Raw genomic sequence first — 19,682 nt, forward strand, 5'->3', positions numbered from 1 at the left:
ACGGCCGGGAGCTCTCGTGCTCCGCGGCCGTCCGCCGATGTGTCCTTCAATGTGCCGATGCACGCTCGGGCCCTGGGCGCCGAAGCGAGCTCAGGACGTGGGCGGCGGTGCCTCCGGAGGCGGAGTGCCGCCCGCGTCCGTCGGGGGAGCAGCGTCCGTCGGCGGAGCCGCGTCCCGTGATGGTGCCGTCCGGCCCGTGCCGGGCGGCGTCGTCGTGCCGGCCGCGCCGGGCGTCGTCGTGCCGCCCGTCTCCGGTGCGCCGTCGCCATGGTGCGTGAGTCGGCCCATGGCGCCCTTGGCCCGGCCCGTGCCCGACTGGATCCTGTCGCTGTACTTGCCCTTGGTCTTCTTGTCGACGGCCTGGGCGGCCCTGTCGAGGCCGTGATGGATCTTGCCCTCATGCCGCTGTGCGAGGTCGGAGACCTTGCCCTTGGCCGGGCCCAGCTTGGCTTTCACGTTGTCCATGAGACCCATGGCTCACCTTCCCTCGCGTGGGGCGGTCACGTACGGGCGCCCTCGCCTGCCTCGTTGTCGGCCGCCTTCTCGGTGGACTGCTGCTTGGGGATCTCCACGCCCTCGGCCTCGGTGGCCTCGGGAGTGGCCTCGGCAGCCGGCTCCGCCGCTTCGTCGTCGCCCTTCGCCTCGGCGGTCCGGGCGGCCTCGGCGGTCTGCGCCTCGGCCGTCTCCGCCTCGGCCCCGGCCTTCGCCGTGTCGTTCTGAGCCTCGGCTGCAGGCGTCTCCGCCGTGGCCTTCGACCGCCGGAGAAGTCGTGCAAAAACGCCCATATCCACTCCATACGTTACTCGTGCGGGCGAAATCCCGCGTTGCCCGGTGCGTCAATTTGCGCGGCCCGGGCCACCGCCTCTGCGATCCGGCGGCAGGAACCTCGCAACGGGCAACGACCCCGCGTCCGTCGCGTCACGTAACTCGTTCGAGATCAGGGTTCGAGGTTTGCGAGACTGGGGCGGTGAGCAGCGCACCCCCCGCCCCCCGTGTCATCGCCGTCGTCGGACCGACTGCGGCCGGAAAGTCCGATCTGGGCGTGTTCCTGGCCCAGCGTCTCGGCGGCGAGGTCGTCAACGCCGACTCCATGCAGCTCTACCGAGGGATGGACATCGGTACCGCCAAGCTGACGCCCGAGGAGCGCGACGGCGTCCCCCACCACCTGCTGGACATCTGGGACGTGACCGTGACGGCGTCCGTCGCCGAGTACCAGCGCCTGGCCCGCGAGCGGATCGAGGCGCTGCTCGCCGAGGGGCGCTGGCCGATCCTGGTCGGCGGTTCCGGACTGTATGTGCGCGGGGCCGTCGACAACCTGGAGTTCCCCGGCACCGACCCCGAGGTCCGCGCCCGCCTGGAGGAGGAACTCGCGCTGCGCGGTCCCGGTGCGCTGCACGCCCGCCTGGCCGCCGCCGACCCCGAGGCGGCCCGCGCGATCCTGCCGAGCAACGGCCGGCGGGTCGTCCGCGCCCTCGAGGTGATCGAGATCACCGGCAGGCCCTTCACGGCCAATCTCCCCGGCCACGACTCGGTCTACGACACCCTGCAGATCGGCGTCGACGTGGCCCGCCCCGAACTCGACGAGCGCATCGCGCGCCGGGTCGACCGGATGTGGGACGCCGGCCTCGTGGACGAGGTGCGCGCGCTGGAGGCGCAGGGGTTGCGCGAAGGGCGTACGGCCTCGCGCGCGCTCGGCTACCAGCAGGTGCTCGCGGCGCTCGCCGGGGAGTGCACGCTCGACGACGCACGGGCCGAGACCGTGCGTGCCACCAAGCGCTTCGCGCGCCGCCAGGATTCATGGTTCAGGCGCGACCCGCGGGTGCACTGGTTGAGTGGGGCGGCGGCCGATCTCACGGAACTTCCGCAGCTCGCGCTGTCCTTGGTCGAACGACCGGTCACAGCCTGATCACGTCATGGCATCGGGACGCCCAGGCCGTCATCCGGTCCTTCGGCGGCGTGCCATCATCGAGCTTCGATCGACCGAGCTGAGTCCTAGTTGGGAGGGCGCGTGGCGATGGAGGCCGGCCCTCGCGACACCGCACGAAGCACCGATCACATCACCGCCGAGCGGGATGGGACGGAGCGCGGGGACGCGTCGGAGCAGAACGCGTCGGAGCAGGAGGCGGAGCACCTCAGCTCCGACGGGCCCGACGAGACGCAGGGTGTGACGGACGACGGTCCCGAGCCCGGCGAGATGTTCGCCGACGAGGTCGAGGTCGAGCTGCGCCCGCAGCGTCGGCTCCGGATCTGGCAGCTGGCGCCCATCGTGAGCCTCGCGGCACTCGGTTCCCTGATGTTCGCGTTCCCGCTCGCCTTCGACTTCGGCGACAGCGGGGCCGTCATCGCCATGCTGGGCCTGCTGATCTGCTCGTGCGCGGCCGGGTGGGGCATGATGGCCGCCCGCCGCGTCGGCTACACCTGGCCGGGCCTGCCGGCCCGCGGCTCCGGCCGCAGACCCGACTGGCGGGTCGTCCTCGCGTACGCCCTGGTCGTGGTCGTCGTGGTGGTCCTCGCCGTGTGGCGTGTGGCGCGGCTGCGCTGACCCCCCCCGTACGGGCTGCGGGAACGCTGTCACGGGCGCGCCGAGGCGTTGTCGTAGGCACCCCTTACGATCGAGGCATGAGCACGCGGATCGCCTTCCTCAAGGGCCACGGCACCGAGAACGACTTCGTGATCGTCCCGGACCCAGAGAACGCCATCGACCTGCCTCCGGCCGCCGTCGCAGCCCTGTGCGACCGGCGCGCGGGCATCGGTGGTGACGGGCTGCTGCACGTGGTGCGGTCCGCCGCGCACCCGGAGGCGACGGGCATGGCGGCCGAGGCGGAGTGGTTCATGGACTACCGCAACGGCGACGGCTCGGTCGCGGAGATGTGCGGCAACGGCGTGCGGGTCTTCGCGCGCTACCTCCAGCGCGCCGGTCACGTGACCGAGGGGGACCTCGCGGTCGCCACGCGCGGGGGCGTGAAGAGCGTGCACATCGCCAAGGACGGTGACGTGACCGTCGGCATGGGCCGCGCGGTACTCCCCGACGGCGACGTCACGGTGAGCGTCGGCGAGCGCAGCTGGCCCGCGCGCAACGTCAACATGGGCAACCCGCACGCGGTCGCCTTCGTGGACGACCTGGCGCACGCGGGTGACCTGTTCTCCCCGCCGCCCTTCAGCCCGGCGACCGCCTACCCGGACGGTGTGAACGTCGAGTTCGTGATCGACCGCGGCCCCGGGCACGTGGCGCTGCGGGTGCACGAGCGCGGCTCCGGCGAGACCCGATCGTGCGGCACGGGCGCGTGCGCCGTCGCCGTGGCCGCCGCCCGCCGTGACGGTGCCGACCCGAAGGTCACCGGCGCCCCCGCGACCTACACCGTGGACCTTCCCGGCGGCACGCTGCTGATCACCGAGCGGCCCGACGGCGAGATCGAGATGACCGGCCCGGCCGTGATCGTGGCCGAGGGCGAGATCGACGCGGACTGGCTGGAAACGGCGACGTCCGCATGAGCCGGGGGCTGTCGTCCTGAAACACCTGGGTGTCTTCAGCCGGACGATCCGAAATCGCCGTTGATATTCGGCCACTTGGCGAGAATCGCATCATCGAGCTCGCTCGGTACAGGGGTACAAACCTCACATTCGTCGCTCGAATGGGTGATCAGTTTCACGCTCGGCGAGAGGCGGTCAGTCGGGCGTGGTGGGCTCGGTAGCATCAAGCACCGGCCCGGACGGGGGACCGAAGCCGCCCCCTGAGCCATGTCCGCTCTGGGGCGCCCCGTCCGCCGGTTGACGCAGCCGGAGGTGCCCATGAGTGCGGAGGCCACGAATTCCGTGACCCCAGGCCAGATGCCGGGCGCGGTGTCAGGAGCGGTGACACCGACAGCCACCCGCAGAAAGGCCCGCCCCCGGATCGACCTGCGCCGCTTGGGCCGCGCGGCCCTGCTCGGCCCCGCCGCCAGGGGCCGGCTGCCCGACGCCATCAGCCATGTCGTCGAGGCCCACCGCGCCCACCACCCCGAAGCCGACCTCGAACCCCTGCGTCACGCCTACGTCCTGGCCGAGTCCTCGCACCGCGGCCAGATGCGCAAGAGCGGCGAGCCGTACATCACCCACCCCCTCGCCGTGACCCTGATCCTCGCCGAACTCGGCGCCGAGACCACCACGTTGACCGCGTCGCTGCTGCACGACACCGTCGAGGACACGGACGTCACGCTCGAGCAGGTCCGCGACCAGTTCGGTGAGGAGGTCCGCTACCTCGTCGACGGCGTCACCAAACTGGAGAAGGTCGACTACGGCGCCGCCGCCGAGCCCGAGACCTTCCGCAAGATGCTCGTGGCCACCGGCAACGACGTCCGCGTCATGTCGATCAAACTCGCCGACCGGCTGCACAACATGCGCACCCTCGGTGTCATGCGCCCCGAGAAACAGGAGCGCATCGCCAAGGTGACACGTGACGTGCTCATCCCGCTCGCCGAACGGCTCGGCGTCCAGGCGCTCAAGACCGAACTGGAAGACCTGGTCTTCGCGATCCTGCATCCCGAGGAGTACGCGCACACCAGGGAGCTGATCGTCCGCAACGCGGCCCGCGCGGACGACCCGCTCGCCGAGGTCGCCGACGAGGTGCGCGGTGTGCTGCGCGAGGCGGACATCACGGCCGAAGTCCTCATCCGGCCGCGCCACTTCGTCTCGGTGCACCGCGTCTCCCGCAAACGCGGCCGGCTCCGCGGCTCCGACTTCGGCCGCGTCCTGGTCCTGGTGAACGAGGACGCCGACTGCTACGCCGTCCTGGGCGAACTGCACACCTGTATGAAGCCGGTGGTCTCGGAGTTCAAGGACTTCATCGCCGTACCGAAGTTCAACCTCTACCAGTCGCTGCACACGGCCGTGGCCCGCGAGGACGGCCAGGTCGTCGAGGTCCTCATCCGTACGCACCAGATGCACAAGGTCGCCGAGGCCGGCGTCGTCGCCCTCGGCAACCCGTACGCACCGGCCCCCGACGACCCGGCCGACGGCGAGCGCGTCGACCCCACCCGCCCCGGCTGGCTCTCCCGGCTCCTCGACTGGCAGGAGGCGGCACCCGACCCCGACCACTTCTGGTCGACCCTGCGCGAGGACCTCGCCCAGGACCGCGAGATCACCGTCTTCCGGCCGGACGGCGGCACCCTCGGCCTGCCCGAGGGCGCGACCTGCGTGGACGCCGCGTACGCGCAGTACGGCGAGGACGCGCACGCCTGCATCGGCGCCCGGGTGAACGGCCGCCTGGCGACGCTGAGCACCGTGCTGAAGGACGGCGACACCGTTCAGCTCCTCATGGGCCAGGACCCGGCGTCGGAGCCCTCCCGGGAGTGGCTGGAGCACGCGCACACCCCCGGGGCCCGGATCGCCATCCAGCGGTGGCTGACCGCCCATCCGGCGCAGGCGGAATCCCAGGAGAGCGAGGCGCGGGTCGCGGAGAACCGGACAGGCGTCCGGCCCGCCGACGTGCCCGAGCCCGACGCGACGCCCGAACAGCCCGCCGACCGCGCCGCCCCCGGCAACGTCCTCGCCGACCTGCCCGGCGCCACCGTCCGGCTCGCCCGCTGCTGTACGCCCGTACCACCCGACGAGATCACCGGCTTCGCCGTACGCGGGGGAGCGGTCACCGTGCACCGCGTGGAGTGCGCCGCGGTAGCGCGCATGAAGGACGGGGGGCGTGCGGAGGTCGGCGTGCGCTGGGGAGAGGCCGCCGAGTGCCGGGTCACGCTGGTCGCCGAATCGTTCGTCCGTCCGCATCTGCTGGCCGACCTCACCGAGGCCATGGCCTCCGAGGGGGCCGAGATCGTCTCGGCGACCGTCGAGCCCCCCACCCAGCAGCAGGTGCGGCACACCTACACCGTGCAGCTCCCCGACGCCGGCCATCTGCCCGGCCTGATGCGCGCGATGCGCGACGTGGCCGGGGTGTACGACGTCAGCCGGGCGCAGCCGCAGCCGCAGCCGCAACCGCAGGGCGACTGACGCGGGCCGCGCCGGTGAACGGCCTTCCGGCAGGGCGAGGGAACGCCAGCCCAGGCGCCCTCGGCTGACCCGGGCCCGGGTCTGAGCCGTCCGGGACGCCGGGGCTCGCGGTGCCGGCCTCGTGCGTGGAGCCGACTCCGAGCTGCGGACGGGGCGGCCGGGGCGGTATTGGGGTCGCGCGGCGCAGGCCTGGGCGCTGACCTGCCCGTGGACGGCTTCGCGGACGGCGCACTTCCGCCCCACCCGAACCGCCGGACGGCACCCGGCGCAGGCGCGTACGGCCGCACCGAACCGCCGGGACGGCACCCGGCGCAGGCCCGGTCCCCGGTTCGGGTGGGGCGGAAGCGCGCCGTCCGCGACGTTCCCCCGCGCGTTGATAGCCATGGGCCATGCTCCTGACCCCACACCGCCAGGCCGCCGCCCCCACCCGGCGGCGCCGGACCGCAGCCGCCCTGCTCACGTCGGCCGTCTCCGTCTGCCTCGTCGCCGCGACCGCCCCCGCCGTCCCGCTCGGCGTCGGCGACCGGCTCTTCCCGTACCTCGGCAACCCCGGCTACGACGTGGCGTCGTACGACATCTCCTTCACCTACCCGGGCAGCAACGGCCAGCCGCTGCGGGCCGTCACGACCATCGACGCCTGGACGACCGCCGACCTCGAGCGCGTCAACCTGGACTTCGCCCACGGCACGGTCCAGTCGGTCGAGGTCGACGGAGACCCGGCGGAGTTCCAAACGGCCGGCGAGGACCTGGTGATCACGCCCGAGAAGTCGGTGTCGGACGGCAGGTGGATGCGGATCACCGTGCGGCACACCAGTGATCCCGTGCCCGCCAAGGGCCGCGAGGGCGGCTGGGTGCGCACCGCGGACGGCCTCGCTATGGCCAACCAGGCCGACGCCGCGCACCTGGTGTTCCCGTGCAACGACCACCCCTCCGACAAGGCGATGTTCACCATCCGGGTGACGGCACCCGACGGGCACACGGCCGTCGCCAACGGCCTGTCCGCCGGAATGGAGAAGTCACGCGGGACGACGACATGGACCTACCGCACCCAGCACCCCATGGCCACCGAGCTCGCCCAGGTCTCCATCGGCCGCTCCACGGTGCTGCACCGCACCGGCCCGCGCGGGCTTCCCGTACGGGACGTCGTCCCGACCCAGCACCGCAAGGCGCTCGAACCCTGGCTGGAGAAGACCCCTGGCCAGATCACCTGGATGGAGAGCAAGGTCGGCCACTACCCCTTCGAGACGTACGGTCTGCTCATGGCCGACGCCTCCATCGGCTTCGAACTGGAGACCCAGACGCTCTCGCTCTTCGAGCGGGAACTGTTCACCGACCGGGTCCACCCCTCGTGGTACGTCGAGTCGATCATGGTCCATGAGCTGGCCCACCAATGGTTCGGCAACAGCGTCAGCCCCCGCACCTGGTCCGATCTGTGGCTCAACGAGGGGCACGCCACCTGGTACGAGGCGCTGTACGCCGAGGAGCAGGCCGGCAAACCGATGCGGGAGCGGATGAAGGCCGCCTACGGCGCCTCCGACCGCTGGCGCGCCGCCGGCGGACCACCCGCCGCACCCAAGGCGCCCGATGCCGGCCGTAAGACCGGCATCTTCCGCCCCAACGTCTACGACGGGGCGGCGCTGGTCCTGTACGCCCTGCGCCAGGAGATCGGCCGCCCGGCCTTCGAACGCCTGGAACGCGCCTGGGTCGAGCGGCACCAGGACGGCACGGCCGCGACGGAAGACTTCATCCGGCTCGCCGCCGAGATCTCCGGGCGCGACCTGGACGGCTTCTTCCGGGGCTGGCTGTACGGCGAGAAGACCCCGCCGATGCCGGGCCACCCGGACTGGAAGCCGGAGGCCCCCGCGACATCGCAGGCCCCCGCGAGGCCGCGGACCGCCTGAAGCAGGTCCCCGCGAGGCCGGACACCGCCTGAAGCAGACCTCCGTGAGGCCGCAGACCCCCTGAAACAGGCCCCGCGAAGCAGGCCGGGCCCGGCGAAGACGCCCGCCCGATAACACGGTGACGAGACGCCCCGTGCCGTGCGACCATCTTCAGGTCGGCGCGGCACGGGGCGCCGGGAATCTCCGGGACCGCCCGTGCGTTGCAGACTGTGAACGGTTTCCCACCAACGTAAGGATCCAATGACCTCCTCTTCTTCCTTTTCCCAGGACTCCAAGCGCTTCGCGCACAGCCACCCCGAGGGTTTTCGGGCCGATGCCCTGATGGAAGAGGACGTCGCCTGGAGCCACGAGATCGACGGAGAGCGGGACGGCGACCAGTTCGACCGTTCCGACCGCGCGGCTCTGCGCCGTGTTGTGGGCCTCTCCACCGAGCTCGAGGACGTCACCGAGGTCGAGTACCGCCAGCTCCGACTGGAGCGGGTGGTCCTCGTCGGCGTCTGGACCTCGGGAACCGTGCAGGACGCGGAGAACTCCCTCGCGGAGCTCGCCGCCCTCGCCGAGACGGCCGGCGCGCTGGTGCTCGACGGAGTCACCCAGCGCCGCGACAAGCCCGACGCGGCCACCTACATCGGCTCCGGCAAGGCCGAGGAGCTGCGCGACATCGTCGTCGAGACGGGCGCGGACACCGTCATCTGCGACGGTGAGCTCAGCCCCGGCCAGCTGATCCACCTCGAGGACGTCGTCAAGGTCAAGGTCATCGACCGGACGGCCCTGATCCTGGACATCTTCGCCCAGCACGCCAAGTCCCGAGAGGGCAAGGCACAGGTCGCCCTCGCGCAGATGCAGTACATGCTGCCGCGACTGCGCGGCTGGGGTCAGTCGCTGTCCCGGCAGATGGGCGGCGGCAAGGGCGGCGGCCTCGCCACCCGTGGTCCCGGTGAGACCAAGATCGAGACGGACCGGCGCCGGATCCGCGAGAAGATGGCGAAGATGCGCCGGGAGATCGCGGAGATGAAGACCGGCCGAGAGATCAAGCGCCAGGAGCGCAAGCGTCACAAGGTGCCGTCCGTGGCCATCGCGGGCTACACCAACGCCGGCAAGTCCTCGCTGCTCAACCGCCTCACGGGCGCGGGCGTGCTGGTCGAGAACGCCCTGTTCGCGACCCTCGACCCGACCGTGCGCCGGGCCGAGACCCCGAGCGGACGGCTGTACACGCTGGCCGACACGGTCGGGTTCGTGCGCCACCTGCCCCACCACCTGGTCGAGGCGTTCCGCTCCACGATGGAGGAGGTCGGCGAGTCCGACCTGATCCTGCACGTGGTCGACGGTTCGCACCCCTTCCCGGAGGAGCAGCTGACCGCCGTGCGCGAGGTGGTCCGGGACGTCGGCGCCACCGACGTGCCCGAGATCGTCGTGATCAACAAGGCGGACGCGGCCGACCCGCTGACGCTCCAGCGGCTGCTGCGCGTCGAGAAGCGGTCCATCGCGGTCTCGGCCCGCACCGGTCAGGGCATCGAGGAGCTGCTCGCGCTCATCGACAACGAGCTGCCCCGCCCGGCGGTCGAGGTCGAGGCGCTCGTGCCGTACACGCACGGCAAGCTGGTCGCCCGTGCCCACGACGAGGGCGAGGTGATCTCCGAGGAGCACACCCCGGAGGGCACCCTGCTCAAGGTGCGGGTGCACGAGGAACTGGCGGCGGAGCTCACGCCGTACGCACCGGCGCCGGCGCTCTGAGTCCGGCCTGAGCGCGCGTCTCGGCTGAACGCGAGAAGGCCCGCCCCCTGTCACAGGGGAGCGGGCCTTCAGCATGTACGGAATGTACGGATCACTGGCCGCCGTACGTCTTGCTCATGTTCTGGTAGAGCGCTTCGGCGTCGCGGCCCAGCTGCGGACCCGCCAGCCAGGTGTTGTCGGCCGGGCCGATCGAGGTGTTCGAGACCAGCACCGACTTGCCGTTCAGGACCCGGAACCAGCCGCCGCCGGAGGAACCGCCGGTCATGTCGCAGCCGATGCGGTACATCGTCGGCAGGGACGGGCTGAGCGAGAACCGGCCGGGGACGTCGATGCACCTGAACATCTTCTCGCCGTTGTAGGGCGGCGCGGCCGGGTAGCCCCACGCGCCCATCTTGGCTGCCTCGGCCGCGGACGGGGCGGAGAAGTCCACGCCCAGCGCGGCGCCGACCGTCTCCTCCAGCGACTTGGCGCCCTGCTCCGGCTTCACGTGCAGCACGGCGTAGTCGTACGCGGCTCCGTCACCGCCGCTCTCCGAACCGCCCTGGATCCACTGGTTGGAGGTCGAGACCCAGTTCGCCCACCAGTTGCCGTACGGGGCGATCTCCGCCGGGTTCGCATCGGTCAGCTCCGCCTCGGACTTGCCGAGGTCGTTGTAGGCCGGGACGAACACGATGTTGCGGTACCAGCCGCCGTTGCCCCCGGCGTGCACGCAGTGACCCGCCGTCCACACCAGGTTGGACTTGCCCGGGTGGTTGACGTCCTTGACGACCGTGCCGGAGCAGACGGCCGGGCCGTCGGGGGAGTCGAAGAACACCTTGCCGACCGGGGCCGCGTTGCGGTGGTACGGCGTCTTCTCGGCCTGCGCCCGGACCGGTGCCGGATCGGGATCGCTGACGCCCTGGCCCGCCGACGCGTCCTTCGTCGTGACCCTCTTGTCGGCCTCGTCTGCGGACTGCATCCGCTCCGGCTTCCAGAGGCCCTCGATCACCGGATTGACGAAGTCCTTGGCGTCACTGAGCCACTTGTCCTTGTCCCAGTCCTTCCAGCCGCCGTTCTTCCAGCGGTCGACGTCGATCCCGTGCTCCTTGAGCTTGCCCGCGAGATCGGCCGGGATCTTGGCGCCGCCGCCGTTCGCGGAGGCCCGGGAGCTGGTGGGGTCGGGCTTGTCACTCGCCGAGTCCCCGGAACCGCCACAGGCGGTCGCGGTGAGCGCCAGGGCGGCGACGAGCCCGGCGGCGGCGAGGACGGTGCGCCGTCCGCGCCTCGGTGCGGGCATAGATGTGGAACGCATGGTGCGATGACCCCCGTTGGTGCGTACTGAGTGGTGCTGTTCCTGCTCAGCGCAGGTGCCGCGTGTGCACGGGGTGGGCGTGGGAACCCGTGGCTCCGCGCGACACCCCACTATGCCCGTGGAGTTGAGGGTGTACCGGGGTGAGCCGGTGAAGGTTTCCAAGAGCCCCCGCGGTCGATGTCGTGCGCCCGGGGCTCCGCTGCGCCGGGCGCACTCCGGGGGCTCGGCGCCGCCCGGAGCGTTCGGGTGCGGGTACGCCGTCGCCATCGACGGCGAGGTTCAGTGGGCCGTCACCGACCGGCGAACTTCTTGCTGACCGAGTCGTACACGCCCTTGGCCACGTCACCCAGGCGCGGTCCGGCCAGCCAGCCCGAGGTCACCGGGCCGATCGAGGTGTTGGACACCAGCGCCGGCTTGCCGTCCCGGCCGGTCGCGACCCAGCCGCCGCCGGACGAACCCCCGGTCATGGTGCAGCCGATGCGGTACATCGTCGGATCCGACGCGGTGACCGACAGCCGCCCGGGCCGGTCCTCGCACCGGTACAGCTTCTGCCCGTCGTAGGGCTTCGCGGCCGGGTAGCCTATCGCCGTGACGCGCTTCACCTGCGGCACCGCGGGCGCCTTGAAGTCGACCGGAAGCGCCGAACCGACCATCTCCTCCAGCGACTTGCCGCCGCTGCCCTTCTCCGGCGTGACATGGATGACCGCGAAGTCGTACGGTGCGCCGTCACCGCCCGTCGAACCGCCCTGCTCGATCCACTGGTCCGAGGTCTGCGCCCAGTCGCCCCACCAGACACCGTAGGGGGCGACGTCCTCGCGGGTGGCGTTCTCCAGCTCCGCCACCGGCTTGCCGTCGTCGTTGTACGACGGCACGAACGCGATGTTGCGGTACCAGCCGCCCTTCTTGCCCGCGTGCACGCAGTGGCCCGCCGTCCACACCAGGTTGGACTTGCCCGGGTGCGCCGGGTCTTTCACCACGGTCGCCGAGCAGACGGCCGATCCTTTGGGGGAGTCGAAGAACACCTTGCCGGCCGTGGGGGCGTTGGCGTGGTACGACGGCGGCACGGCCTGCGCCTCGACCGGATCGGGCGTCGCGTCGGTCACGCCCTGGTCCTCGGCGAGGTCGCTGTCGTCGACGCCGTGGTCGGGCTCCTCGGCCTCCCGCATGCGGTCCGGGTTCCAGAGCCCCTCGATGATCGGGTTGATGTACTCGTTCGCCTCGCGCAGCCAGTCGTCCCGGTCCCAGTTCTTCCAGGCGCCGTTCTTCCACTTGTCGATGTCGATCCCGTGCTCGCGGAGCCGGTCCCTGATGTCCGCCGGGATCCTGAGCTTGCCGTCGTCGGAGGCGGTGGCGGACGCGGAGGCCTGACCGTCCGCCGTCGCATCGCCCGACTCGCAGGCGGTGGCGGTCAGGGCGAGCGCCGAGGCGAGGGCCACGGCTGCCAGGACGGGGGAGTTCCTGCGGCGCGCCCTCCCCTCTCGGACGGTATGGGACGACGGCCGTGTGGATCGCATGATCTGACTCCCCCTGGTACGGAACGAACGTGGACGACCGGCGCTTCGGCCCCGATTCCCGCTGTCTCGCGGAAAGTTCGAGGCGACCTCGCGGTGTCCGGGAACGGCATCACACACTATGCGGTGGCTGTGGGGGCGACCCGACGGATCCGCAACAGTTCCGTCACGGAAAGGATCTTGAGGCAAGCCGTAACCCGGTGAGTGGTCCGCGGTTGGTAGCGGTGGGGGGCCTGCTGTCCGTGCGCGGTCCTCTGTGCCCGTGCGCAGTGGGAGGTCAGGGAAGTCGTGGCGGAATCCACCCGAGGGGGTTGTGCGTCTGAGGAGACCGCTGTGGGGCGTACGCACACGGCGTCCCTCCCCGGCGGAGCGTTCGAGGACGCCGCCCCTGCCCCGCGCTCCGCGCACGAGGGAATCCTGCGCCGCCAAGCCGCACGCGAATCCGCCGCCCGGACCTACGCCCGTGCCCTGCCGATCGTTCCGGTGCGGGCCCGGGGGCTCACCATCGAGGGCGCGGACGGCCGCCGCTATCTGGACTGCCTCTCCGGTGCCGGCACCCTGGCTCTCGGCCACAACCACCCGGTCGTCCTGGAGTCCCTCCGCAGAGTGCTCGACTCCGGCGCACCTCTGAACGCCCTCGATCTGGCGACACCCGTCAAAGACGCCTTCCTCACCGAACTGTTCCGCACTCTGCCACCTGGCCTCGCGGATCGGGCGCACGTGCGGTTCTGCGGGCCGGCCGGCAGCGAAGCCGTCAAGACCGCCTACGCGCTGGTCCGCGCGGCGACCGGCCGGAGCGGTCTCCTGGCGTTCACCGGCGCCGGTGGCGGGAGTACCGCCAGGGCCCTCGACACCACCTCCGCGGACGCCCATGACGCGCTGATCGCCCGACTGCCTCACTCGCAGGACGACGGCTGCCCCTTCGGTGTCGGGAGCGAGCGCGGGGCCGACCTCGCTGCCCGCTGGGCCCAGTCCCTCCTCGACGACCCCGCATCCGGGGTGCCACTGCCCGCCGGGGTGATCGTCGAACCCGTCCAGGGTGAGGGCGGGCTGATCCCCGCCCCTGACGCCTGGCTGCGGCGCATGCGACAGCTCACCGCCGACCGGTCCGTCCCGCTGATCGCCGACGAGAGCCGGACCGGCGTGGGCCGGACCGGTGCCTTCTGGGCGGTCGAGCACAGTGGCGTGACCCCCGACGTGATGGTCCTCTCCAACGCCATCGGCGGCAGCCTGCCGCTGGCCGTCGTGGTGTACCGCGACGACCTCGATACCGGTGAGCCCGGCACCCCAGCCGAAGCCTTCCCCGGCAACCAGCTCGCCATGGCCGCCGGCACGGCGACCCTCGCGCACGTCCGCGAGAACGCACTCGCCGAGCGCGCGGCGACCCTCGGGGCGCGCATGCTGGACCAACTCCAGCGCCTCGTCTCCGAGTTCGCCTGCGTCGGTGATGTGCGGGGGAGAGGGCTCATGATCGGCGTTGAGCTGGTGGACCCGGACGGGGAAGAGGAACCCGGCTCTTCCGGTGCCACACGGGTGACGGAGTGCGGCATGGAGGCGTCGGTGAGGCCGGGCAGCGGGCCCCGGCCCCGGCCCCTCCCCGCCGCTCCCGAACTGGCTGCTGCGGTCCAGCGGGAGTGCCTGCGGCGCGGCCTCATCGTCGGGCTCGGCGGCCTGAGTGCAAGCGTCGTCCAACTGCTGCCGCCCCTGACCATCACCGATGAACAAGCGGCCGCCGTACTGGACCGCTTGGCCGACGCGGTCCGGGCGGCGGCTCGGTGCCGCGGCGGCGGCACGGCAGCCGCACCGTGAACGCGGTGCAGCCACACGGCGGTCGTGGGAGTCCGCGCGGCATGACTGCGCACCAGGGGTGCGCCACCGACCGCCGAGCGCCCACGCGCCACGAGCCATGACTCCTGGCGCGGTGAGCCTTGCATGCTGCGCGCCCTGAGTCCCGCGGGCCACAAGCCCTGCACGCCGGGTGCCGTGAGTCACGCGGGCCACAAGCCCGGCACACCGCGCCGGGGGTCCTGTGGGCCACAAGCCCCGCACGTCGCGCGCCATGATCCCGCACACCCGCAGACCCGCACCCACTCGCCTCGGCCTCACGTCCCGCATGCCGCGCCGAGTGAAGCTCCTCGTCCCGCAGCCCCACCCGCATCCACGCACATCATCCCGGAACCACCCATGAGGTACCTGCCGTGAACTCCACCCCCCATCCCGACGGCCACGCGCCCACCTCTGCACAGAGCTCCGCCGGCACCTGGCCATCGGCGACGTCGCCGAGCCCGCGGGTCCCTCACCAGCGGCCGACGGCGAAACCCGCCCAAGAGCCGAGCGCAAGCCATGACGGTGATCCACTTGAGCATCCGGATCCGCACACCGTCGCCCAGGCCGCCGCCGTGGAGAACCTGCTCCGCTGCTGGGCGCGCGAGACCAACGCACCCGCCCCGGCCGACGGCGTCCTGCGCATCCCCCTTCCCGCCACCGGTACGAGCCTCCTCGCACCGGTGCGCTACTGGTCCCCGACGGGCTGGCACCGCTTCGGCCCTCCTCGTCTCGCCGCTGCTCCCGAGACCGCCCCACCAGCCGACGCCGTCACGATCGCCGCCCTGCTCACCAGGGAGCCGTCCGCACACTCCCCCCGCGCCAGCCGCGCCCACGCCTCCGTCCCCCCGCGCGCCCCCAGCTCCGCCCCATCCGGATCCGTCGACGGCGTCGGGCTCGTCGCAGGTGTCGCCGACTCCCTCCGACGTAGCGCCGGCTTCATCACCGACCGCCGGGAACGCCCGGCCGACGGCCCCGACCTCTTCCTGTCCGCAGAACAGGCACTCGTCCTCGGACACCCCCTGCACCCCACACCGAAGAGCCGCGAAGGACTCACGGAGGCCGAAGCGCCTCTGTACTCACCCGAGTTGCGCGGCTCCTTTCCCTTGCACTGGATTGCTGTCGCTCCCTCCGTCCTCGCCACCGACTCCTCCTGGACCGAACGCGGCCGCCCGGTCGCCGCACCCCTGCTCACCGCCCGGCTCGCTGGGCCGGGAGCGCGGTTGCCGGGAGCGCGGTTGCCGGAGGGATACGCCCTCCTGCCCCTGCACCCCTGGCAGGCACACGAGGTCCGGCGCCGTCCGCAGACCGCTGCCCTGCTGGACACCGGACTGCTCCGTGACCTCGGCACCCACGGCCCTGACTGGCACCCCACCTCCTCCGTACGAACCGTCTACCGAACCCACGCCCCCGCGATGCTCAAGCTCTCCCTGGGCCTGCGCATCACCAACTCCCGTCGTGAGAACCTCCGCAAGGAACTGCACCGCGGCGTCGAGGTCCACCGACTGCTCCGCAGCGGCCTCGGGCAGCAGTGGAGCGCCGTGCACCCGGGCTTCGACATCGTCCGGGACCCGGCCTGGCTCGCCGTCGACACCCCTGACGGCGACCCGGTGCCCGGACTGGACGTGGTGATCCGCCACAATCCGTTCAGCCCCTCCGACGACGTCTCCTGCGTCGCCGGCCTCCTCTCACCGCGCCCGTGCGCCCCGACCCCGCCGGAGGGTGCTTCGGGGCGCCCCGACCGACACGGCCCGGCCCTGCGGTCCCGCCTGGCCGAGGTGGTCACGCGTCTCGCCCGCCGCACCGGCCGGCCCCGGGGAGCCGTCGCCGCCGAGTGGTTCCTCCGCTACCTGGTCCACGTGGTGCGTCCCGTCCTCTGGCTGGACGGAGAGGCCGGCGTCGCGCTCGAAGCGCACCAGCAGAACACCCTGGTCCTGCTGGACGCCGACGGCTGGCCCACGGGCGGCCGCTACCGCGACAACCAGGGCTACTACTTCCGCGAATCCCGGCGCCAAGACCTCGACGGCCGGTTGCCCGGTATCGGAGAGCGGAGCGACACGTTCGTCTGCGACCAGGTGACCGATGAGCGGCTCGTGTACTACCTGGTGGTCAACAACGTGTTCGGTCTGATCGGCGCGTTCGGCTCTCAAGGGCTCGCCGACGAGCGGCTGCTGCTTGCCGCCTTCCGGCGCTTCCTCGGACACCTCGCATCCGGCCCGGCCCGGCTGCATACCCCGCTGTCCGCCCTGCTGCTCGACTCACCCGTCCTGCGCTGCAAGGCCAACCTGCTGACCCGGCTGCACGGCCTCGACGAACTCGTCGGCTCGGTCGACACCCAGTCCGTCTACGTCACCATTTCCAACCCCCTGCACTCCTGACCCTCTGATCAAACCCTGACCACCGCTGACCTACCTCCTTCATCGCTGAGGACATGCCACCCCCTTCCTGAGAGGAGCGTCCGGTGCCTCCCGCCGACCCGATCGCCGAGGCCGGTATCGCCGTCCCTGCCATGGCCGCCGCACCCGCCATGACCGCCATGACCGCCATGGCCTCAGACGACGGGCCCCGAGGCGACGCCGATGCCAGACCCCGAGCCGACGCCCATGCCGGGCAGGGGGCCGACGCCGATGCCCGCCCCGATGCCCTCCCGCGCCATGCCGACCTTCTCGACCGCATCACCGCATGGAGCCCGGCAGACACGCCCGCAGGCCGGTTCCACCTCGTCCCCGCGCGCATCGAACGCGACCTGGCGCTCATCAGCCGCTGGATGAACGACCCCGCCGCCGCGGAGTTCTGGGATCTGGCCGGACCGCGGGAGGTCACGCGGGACCACCTGCGCGCCCAGCTGGCCGGCGACGGGCGCAGCGTGCCGTGCATCGGAGTACTGGACGGAGCCCCGATGAGCTATTGGGAGATCTACCGGGCGGATCTGGACCCGCTGGCCCGGCACTACCCCGCCCGGCCTCATGACACGGGGATCCATCTCCTGCTCGGCGGAGTCGCCTACCGGGGGCGCGGCCTGGGGGGTCTGCTGCTCCGGGCCGTGGCCGATCTCGTTCTCGCGCAGCGCCCCTCCTGCGCACGTGTCATCGCGGAACCCGACATTCGCAACACCCCCTCCATCGCCGCCTTCCTCACCGCCGGCTTCCGCTTCTGCGCCGAAGTCGACCTGATCGCCAAGCGAGCCGCTCTCATGGTCCGAGACCGGTCCCTCCGACACCTGTTGTAGCGCTGTGTCACCACGCTGTCACTCATTGAACGCAGCCCGTGCCGGGACAGTTCCCGCCCGCCGCGCCAATTTCCCGAGCAGCCGTGTCACGACCCCACCCGTCCCAGCCGGCCGACCCTGATCACCGTCCACCCAGAGGAGCCCACGGTCTTGATCCCGTCCCCCGCACCCGCCTTGATCGCCCGTTTGTCAGTGCAGGGTCGTAGGGTGGTCGCGCTATGACGAAGCCCTCACTCCCCGAACTCCTGCATGCCGCCGTCACTGCCGTCGGTGGTACGGAGCGCCCCGGTCAGGTGGCCATGGCCGAAGCCGTCGAGGAAGCCATCGACGACGGCTCCCACCTGCTGGTCCAGGCCGGCACCGGCACCGGAAAGTCGCTGGGCTACCTGGTGCCCGCGCTCGCGCACGGGGAGCGTGTGGTCGTCGCGACCGCCACCCTCGCCCTGCAGCGCCAGCTGGTGGAGCGCGACCTGCCGAGAACGGTCGAGTCGCTGCACCCCCTGCTGCGCCGTCGCCCGGAGTTCGCGATGCTCAAGGGCCGGTCGAACTACCTGTGCCTGCACCGACTGCACGAAGGTGTCCCGCAGGACGAGGAGGAGGGCCTCTTCGACCAGTTCGAGGCCGCCGCGCCCACCAGCAAGCTGGGCCAGGACCTGCTGAGGGTGCGCGACTGGGCCGACGAGACGGAAACCGGCGACCGTGACGACCTCACGCCCGGCATCTCGGACCGGGCCTGGTCCCAGGTGTCGGTGTCGTCCAGGGAGTGCCTGGGCGCCTCGAAGTGCGCGTACGGCGCCGAGTGCTTCGCCGAGATGGCCCGTGAGCGGGCGAAGCTCGCCGAGGTCGTCGTCACCAATCACGCGCTGCTCGCGATCGACGCCATCGAGGGCGCCCCGGTCCTCCCGCAGCACGAGGTGCTGATCGTCGACGAAGCACACGAACTGGTCTCCCGGGTCACCGGAGTCGCCACCGGCGAGCTCACCCCCGGCCAGGTCAACCGCGCGGTGCGCCGTGCAGCGAAACTCGTCAACGAGAAGGCCGCCGACCAGCTCCAGACCGCCGCCGAGGGCTTCGAGCGGCTGATGGAGTTGGCGCTGCCGGGCCGTCTGGAGGAGATTCCCGAGGACCTCGGGTACGCCCTCATGGCGCTGCGCGACGCGTGCCGCACGGTCATCTCCGCGATCGGCACGACCCGCGACAAGTCCGTCCAGGACGAGGACGCCGTCCGTAAGCAGGCCCTGGCCTCCGTGGAGAACGTGCACGACGTGGCGGAGCGCATCACGAACGGCTCCGAGTGGGACGTGGTCTGGTGCGAGCGCCACGACCGTTTCGGTGCCTCCCTGCGCGTCGCCCCCATGTCCGTCTCCGGGCTGCTGCGCGAGAAGCTCTTCGCGGACCGCTCCGTGGTCCTGACGTCCGCGACGCTGAAGCTGGGCGGCGACTTCAACGGTGTCGGCGCCTCCCTGGGTCTCGCCCCCGAGGGCACAGAGGGCGATGACGTCCCGAAGTGGAAGGGCATCGACGTCGGCTCGCCCTTCGACTACCGCAAGCAAGGCATCCTGTACGTCGCCAAGCACCTGGCGCGTCCCGCGCGAGACGGTGACCGCGCGGACATGCTCGACGAACTCACGGAGCTGATCCAGGCGGCGGGTGGCCGCACCCTCGGTCTGTTCTCCTCCATGAGAGGCGCCCAGCTGGCCGCCGAGGAACTGCGCTCCCGGATCCCCGAGTTCCCGATCCTGCTCCAGGGCGAGGAGACGCTCGGCGAGCTCATCAAGAACTTCGCGGCCGACCCGAAGACCTGCCTCTTCGGCACGCTGTCACTCTGGCAGGGCGTGGACGTCCCGGGGCCCAGCTGCCAGCTGGTCGTCATGGACAAGATTCCGTTCCCGCGCCCGGACGACCCTCTGATGAGCGCACGCCAGAAGGCCGTGGAAGACGCCGGAGGCAACGGCTTCATGGCGGTCGCCGCCACCCACGCCGCGCTCCTCATGGCCCAGGGCGCCGGCCGGCTCGTACGGGCATCGGGGGACCGGGGCGTTGTCGCCGTCCTCGACCAGCGTCTGGCGACGGCCCGGTACGGCAGCTATCTGAAGGCCTCGCTGCCCGACTTCTGGTTCACGACGGACCGGAACCAGGTGCGGACAGCCCGGCCTGGCCCTCGCCGCCAAGCTGGCCTCCCGCGTCCGCACAGCACACCTGGAGATACCGCTCCC

The 19,682-nt window shown here is 71.7% G+C and carries 14 protein-coding genes; 10 read left to right on the plus strand and 4 right to left on the minus strand.

The window, feature by feature from the left end; all coding sequences use genetic code 11:
* Window positions 1-90: 90 nt before the first annotated feature.
* A complete protein-coding gene (locus ABT116_RS26910; protein WP_351638834.1) occupies window positions 91-474 on the minus strand; it encodes an antitoxin in 384 nt (127 codons plus the stop codon).
* 26 nt (window positions 475-500) lie between these two features.
* A complete protein-coding gene (locus tag ABT116_RS26915; RefSeq protein ID WP_351638837.1) occupies window positions 501-785 on the minus strand; it encodes a hypothetical protein in 285 nt (94 codons plus the stop codon).
* Window positions 786-967: 182 nt separating this feature from the next.
* Between ABT116_RS26915 and miaA the strand changes: the two genes are divergently transcribed.
* The 6 genes from miaA (at window position 968) to hflX (ending at window position 9,611) form a co-directional block, all read left to right on the plus strand.
* Window positions 968-1,906, plus strand: a complete 939-nt coding sequence (gene miaA / locus ABT116_RS26920) for a tRNA (adenosine(37)-N6)-dimethylallyltransferase MiaA (RefSeq protein ID WP_351638839.1) — start codon at window positions 968-970, stop codon at window positions 1,904-1,906.
* 108 nt (window positions 1,907-2,014) lie between these two features.
* Window positions 2,015-2,542: a hypothetical protein gene (locus ABT116_RS26925; RefSeq protein ID WP_351638864.1), complete on the plus strand. Its 528-nt coding sequence runs from the start codon at window positions 2,015-2,017 to the stop codon at window positions 2,540-2,542.
* A 77-nt stretch (window positions 2,543-2,619) separates the two neighbouring features.
* Entirely contained in the window at window positions 2,620-3,492 is an 873-nt protein-coding gene (dapF, locus tag ABT116_RS26930; protein ID WP_351638841.1) for a diaminopimelate epimerase, read from the plus strand.
* Between the two features lie 297 nt (window positions 3,493-3,789).
* A complete protein-coding gene (locus ABT116_RS26935) occupies window positions 3,790-5,976 on the plus strand; it encodes a RelA/SpoT family protein (protein ID WP_351638845.1) in 2,187 nt (728 codons plus the stop codon).
* Between the two features lie 389 nt (window positions 5,977-6,365).
* Complete coding sequence (locus tag ABT116_RS26940; RefSeq protein ID WP_351638847.1) at window positions 6,366-7,877, plus strand: M1 family metallopeptidase; 1,512 nt, start codon at window positions 6,366-6,368, stop codon at window positions 7,875-7,877.
* A 240-nt stretch (window positions 7,878-8,117) separates the two neighbouring features.
* The gene (gene hflX, locus ABT116_RS26945; RefSeq protein ID WP_351638850.1) at window positions 8,118-9,611 is read left to right on the plus strand and encodes a GTPase HflX; all 1,494 of its coding nucleotides are present in this window, start codon (window positions 8,118-8,120) and stop codon (window positions 9,609-9,611) included.
* Window positions 9,612-9,702: 91 nt separating this feature from the next.
* Here hflX and ABT116_RS26950 read toward each other — a convergent pair whose 3' ends face one another.
* The gene (locus ABT116_RS26950) at window positions 9,703-10,902 is read right to left on the minus strand and encodes a trypsin-like serine peptidase (RefSeq protein WP_502983946.1); all 1,200 of its coding nucleotides are present in this window, start codon (window positions 10,900-10,902) and stop codon (window positions 9,703-9,705) included.
* Window positions 10,903-11,192: 290 nt separating this feature from the next.
* The gene (locus tag ABT116_RS26955; RefSeq protein ID WP_351638856.1) at window positions 11,193-12,416 is read right to left on the minus strand and encodes a trypsin-like serine peptidase; all 1,224 of its coding nucleotides are present in this window, start codon (window positions 12,414-12,416) and stop codon (window positions 11,193-11,195) included.
* A gap of 330 nt (window positions 12,417-12,746) precedes the next feature.
* Between ABT116_RS26955 and ABT116_RS26960 the strand changes: the two genes are divergently transcribed.
* The 4 genes from ABT116_RS26960 to ABT116_RS26975 form a co-directional block, all read left to right on the plus strand.
* Entirely contained in the window at window positions 12,747-14,222 is a 1,476-nt protein-coding gene (locus tag ABT116_RS26960; RefSeq protein ID WP_502983947.1) for an aminotransferase class III-fold pyridoxal phosphate-dependent enzyme, read from the plus strand.
* Window positions 14,223-14,611: 389 nt separating this feature from the next.
* On the plus strand, window positions 14,612-16,615 hold the full coding sequence (locus ABT116_RS26965) for an IucA/IucC family protein (protein ID WP_502983948.1): 2,004 nt from the start codon (window positions 14,612-14,614) through the stop codon (window positions 16,613-16,615).
* A gap of 83 nt (window positions 16,616-16,698) precedes the next feature.
* The gene (locus ABT116_RS26970; protein WP_351638860.1) at window positions 16,699-17,466 is read left to right on the plus strand and encodes a GNAT family N-acetyltransferase; all 768 of its coding nucleotides are present in this window, start codon (window positions 16,699-16,701) and stop codon (window positions 17,464-17,466) included.
* 218 nt (window positions 17,467-17,684) lie between these two features.
* The coding region (locus tag ABT116_RS26975; RefSeq protein ID WP_351638862.1) for an ATP-dependent DNA helicase at window positions 17,685-19,682 on the plus strand (1,998 nt) is incomplete at its 3' end.

Source organism: Streptomyces sp. NPDC002130 (genome assembly GCF_040296465.1).
Lineage (GTDB): Bacteria > Actinomycetota > Actinomycetes > Streptomycetales > Streptomycetaceae > Streptomyces.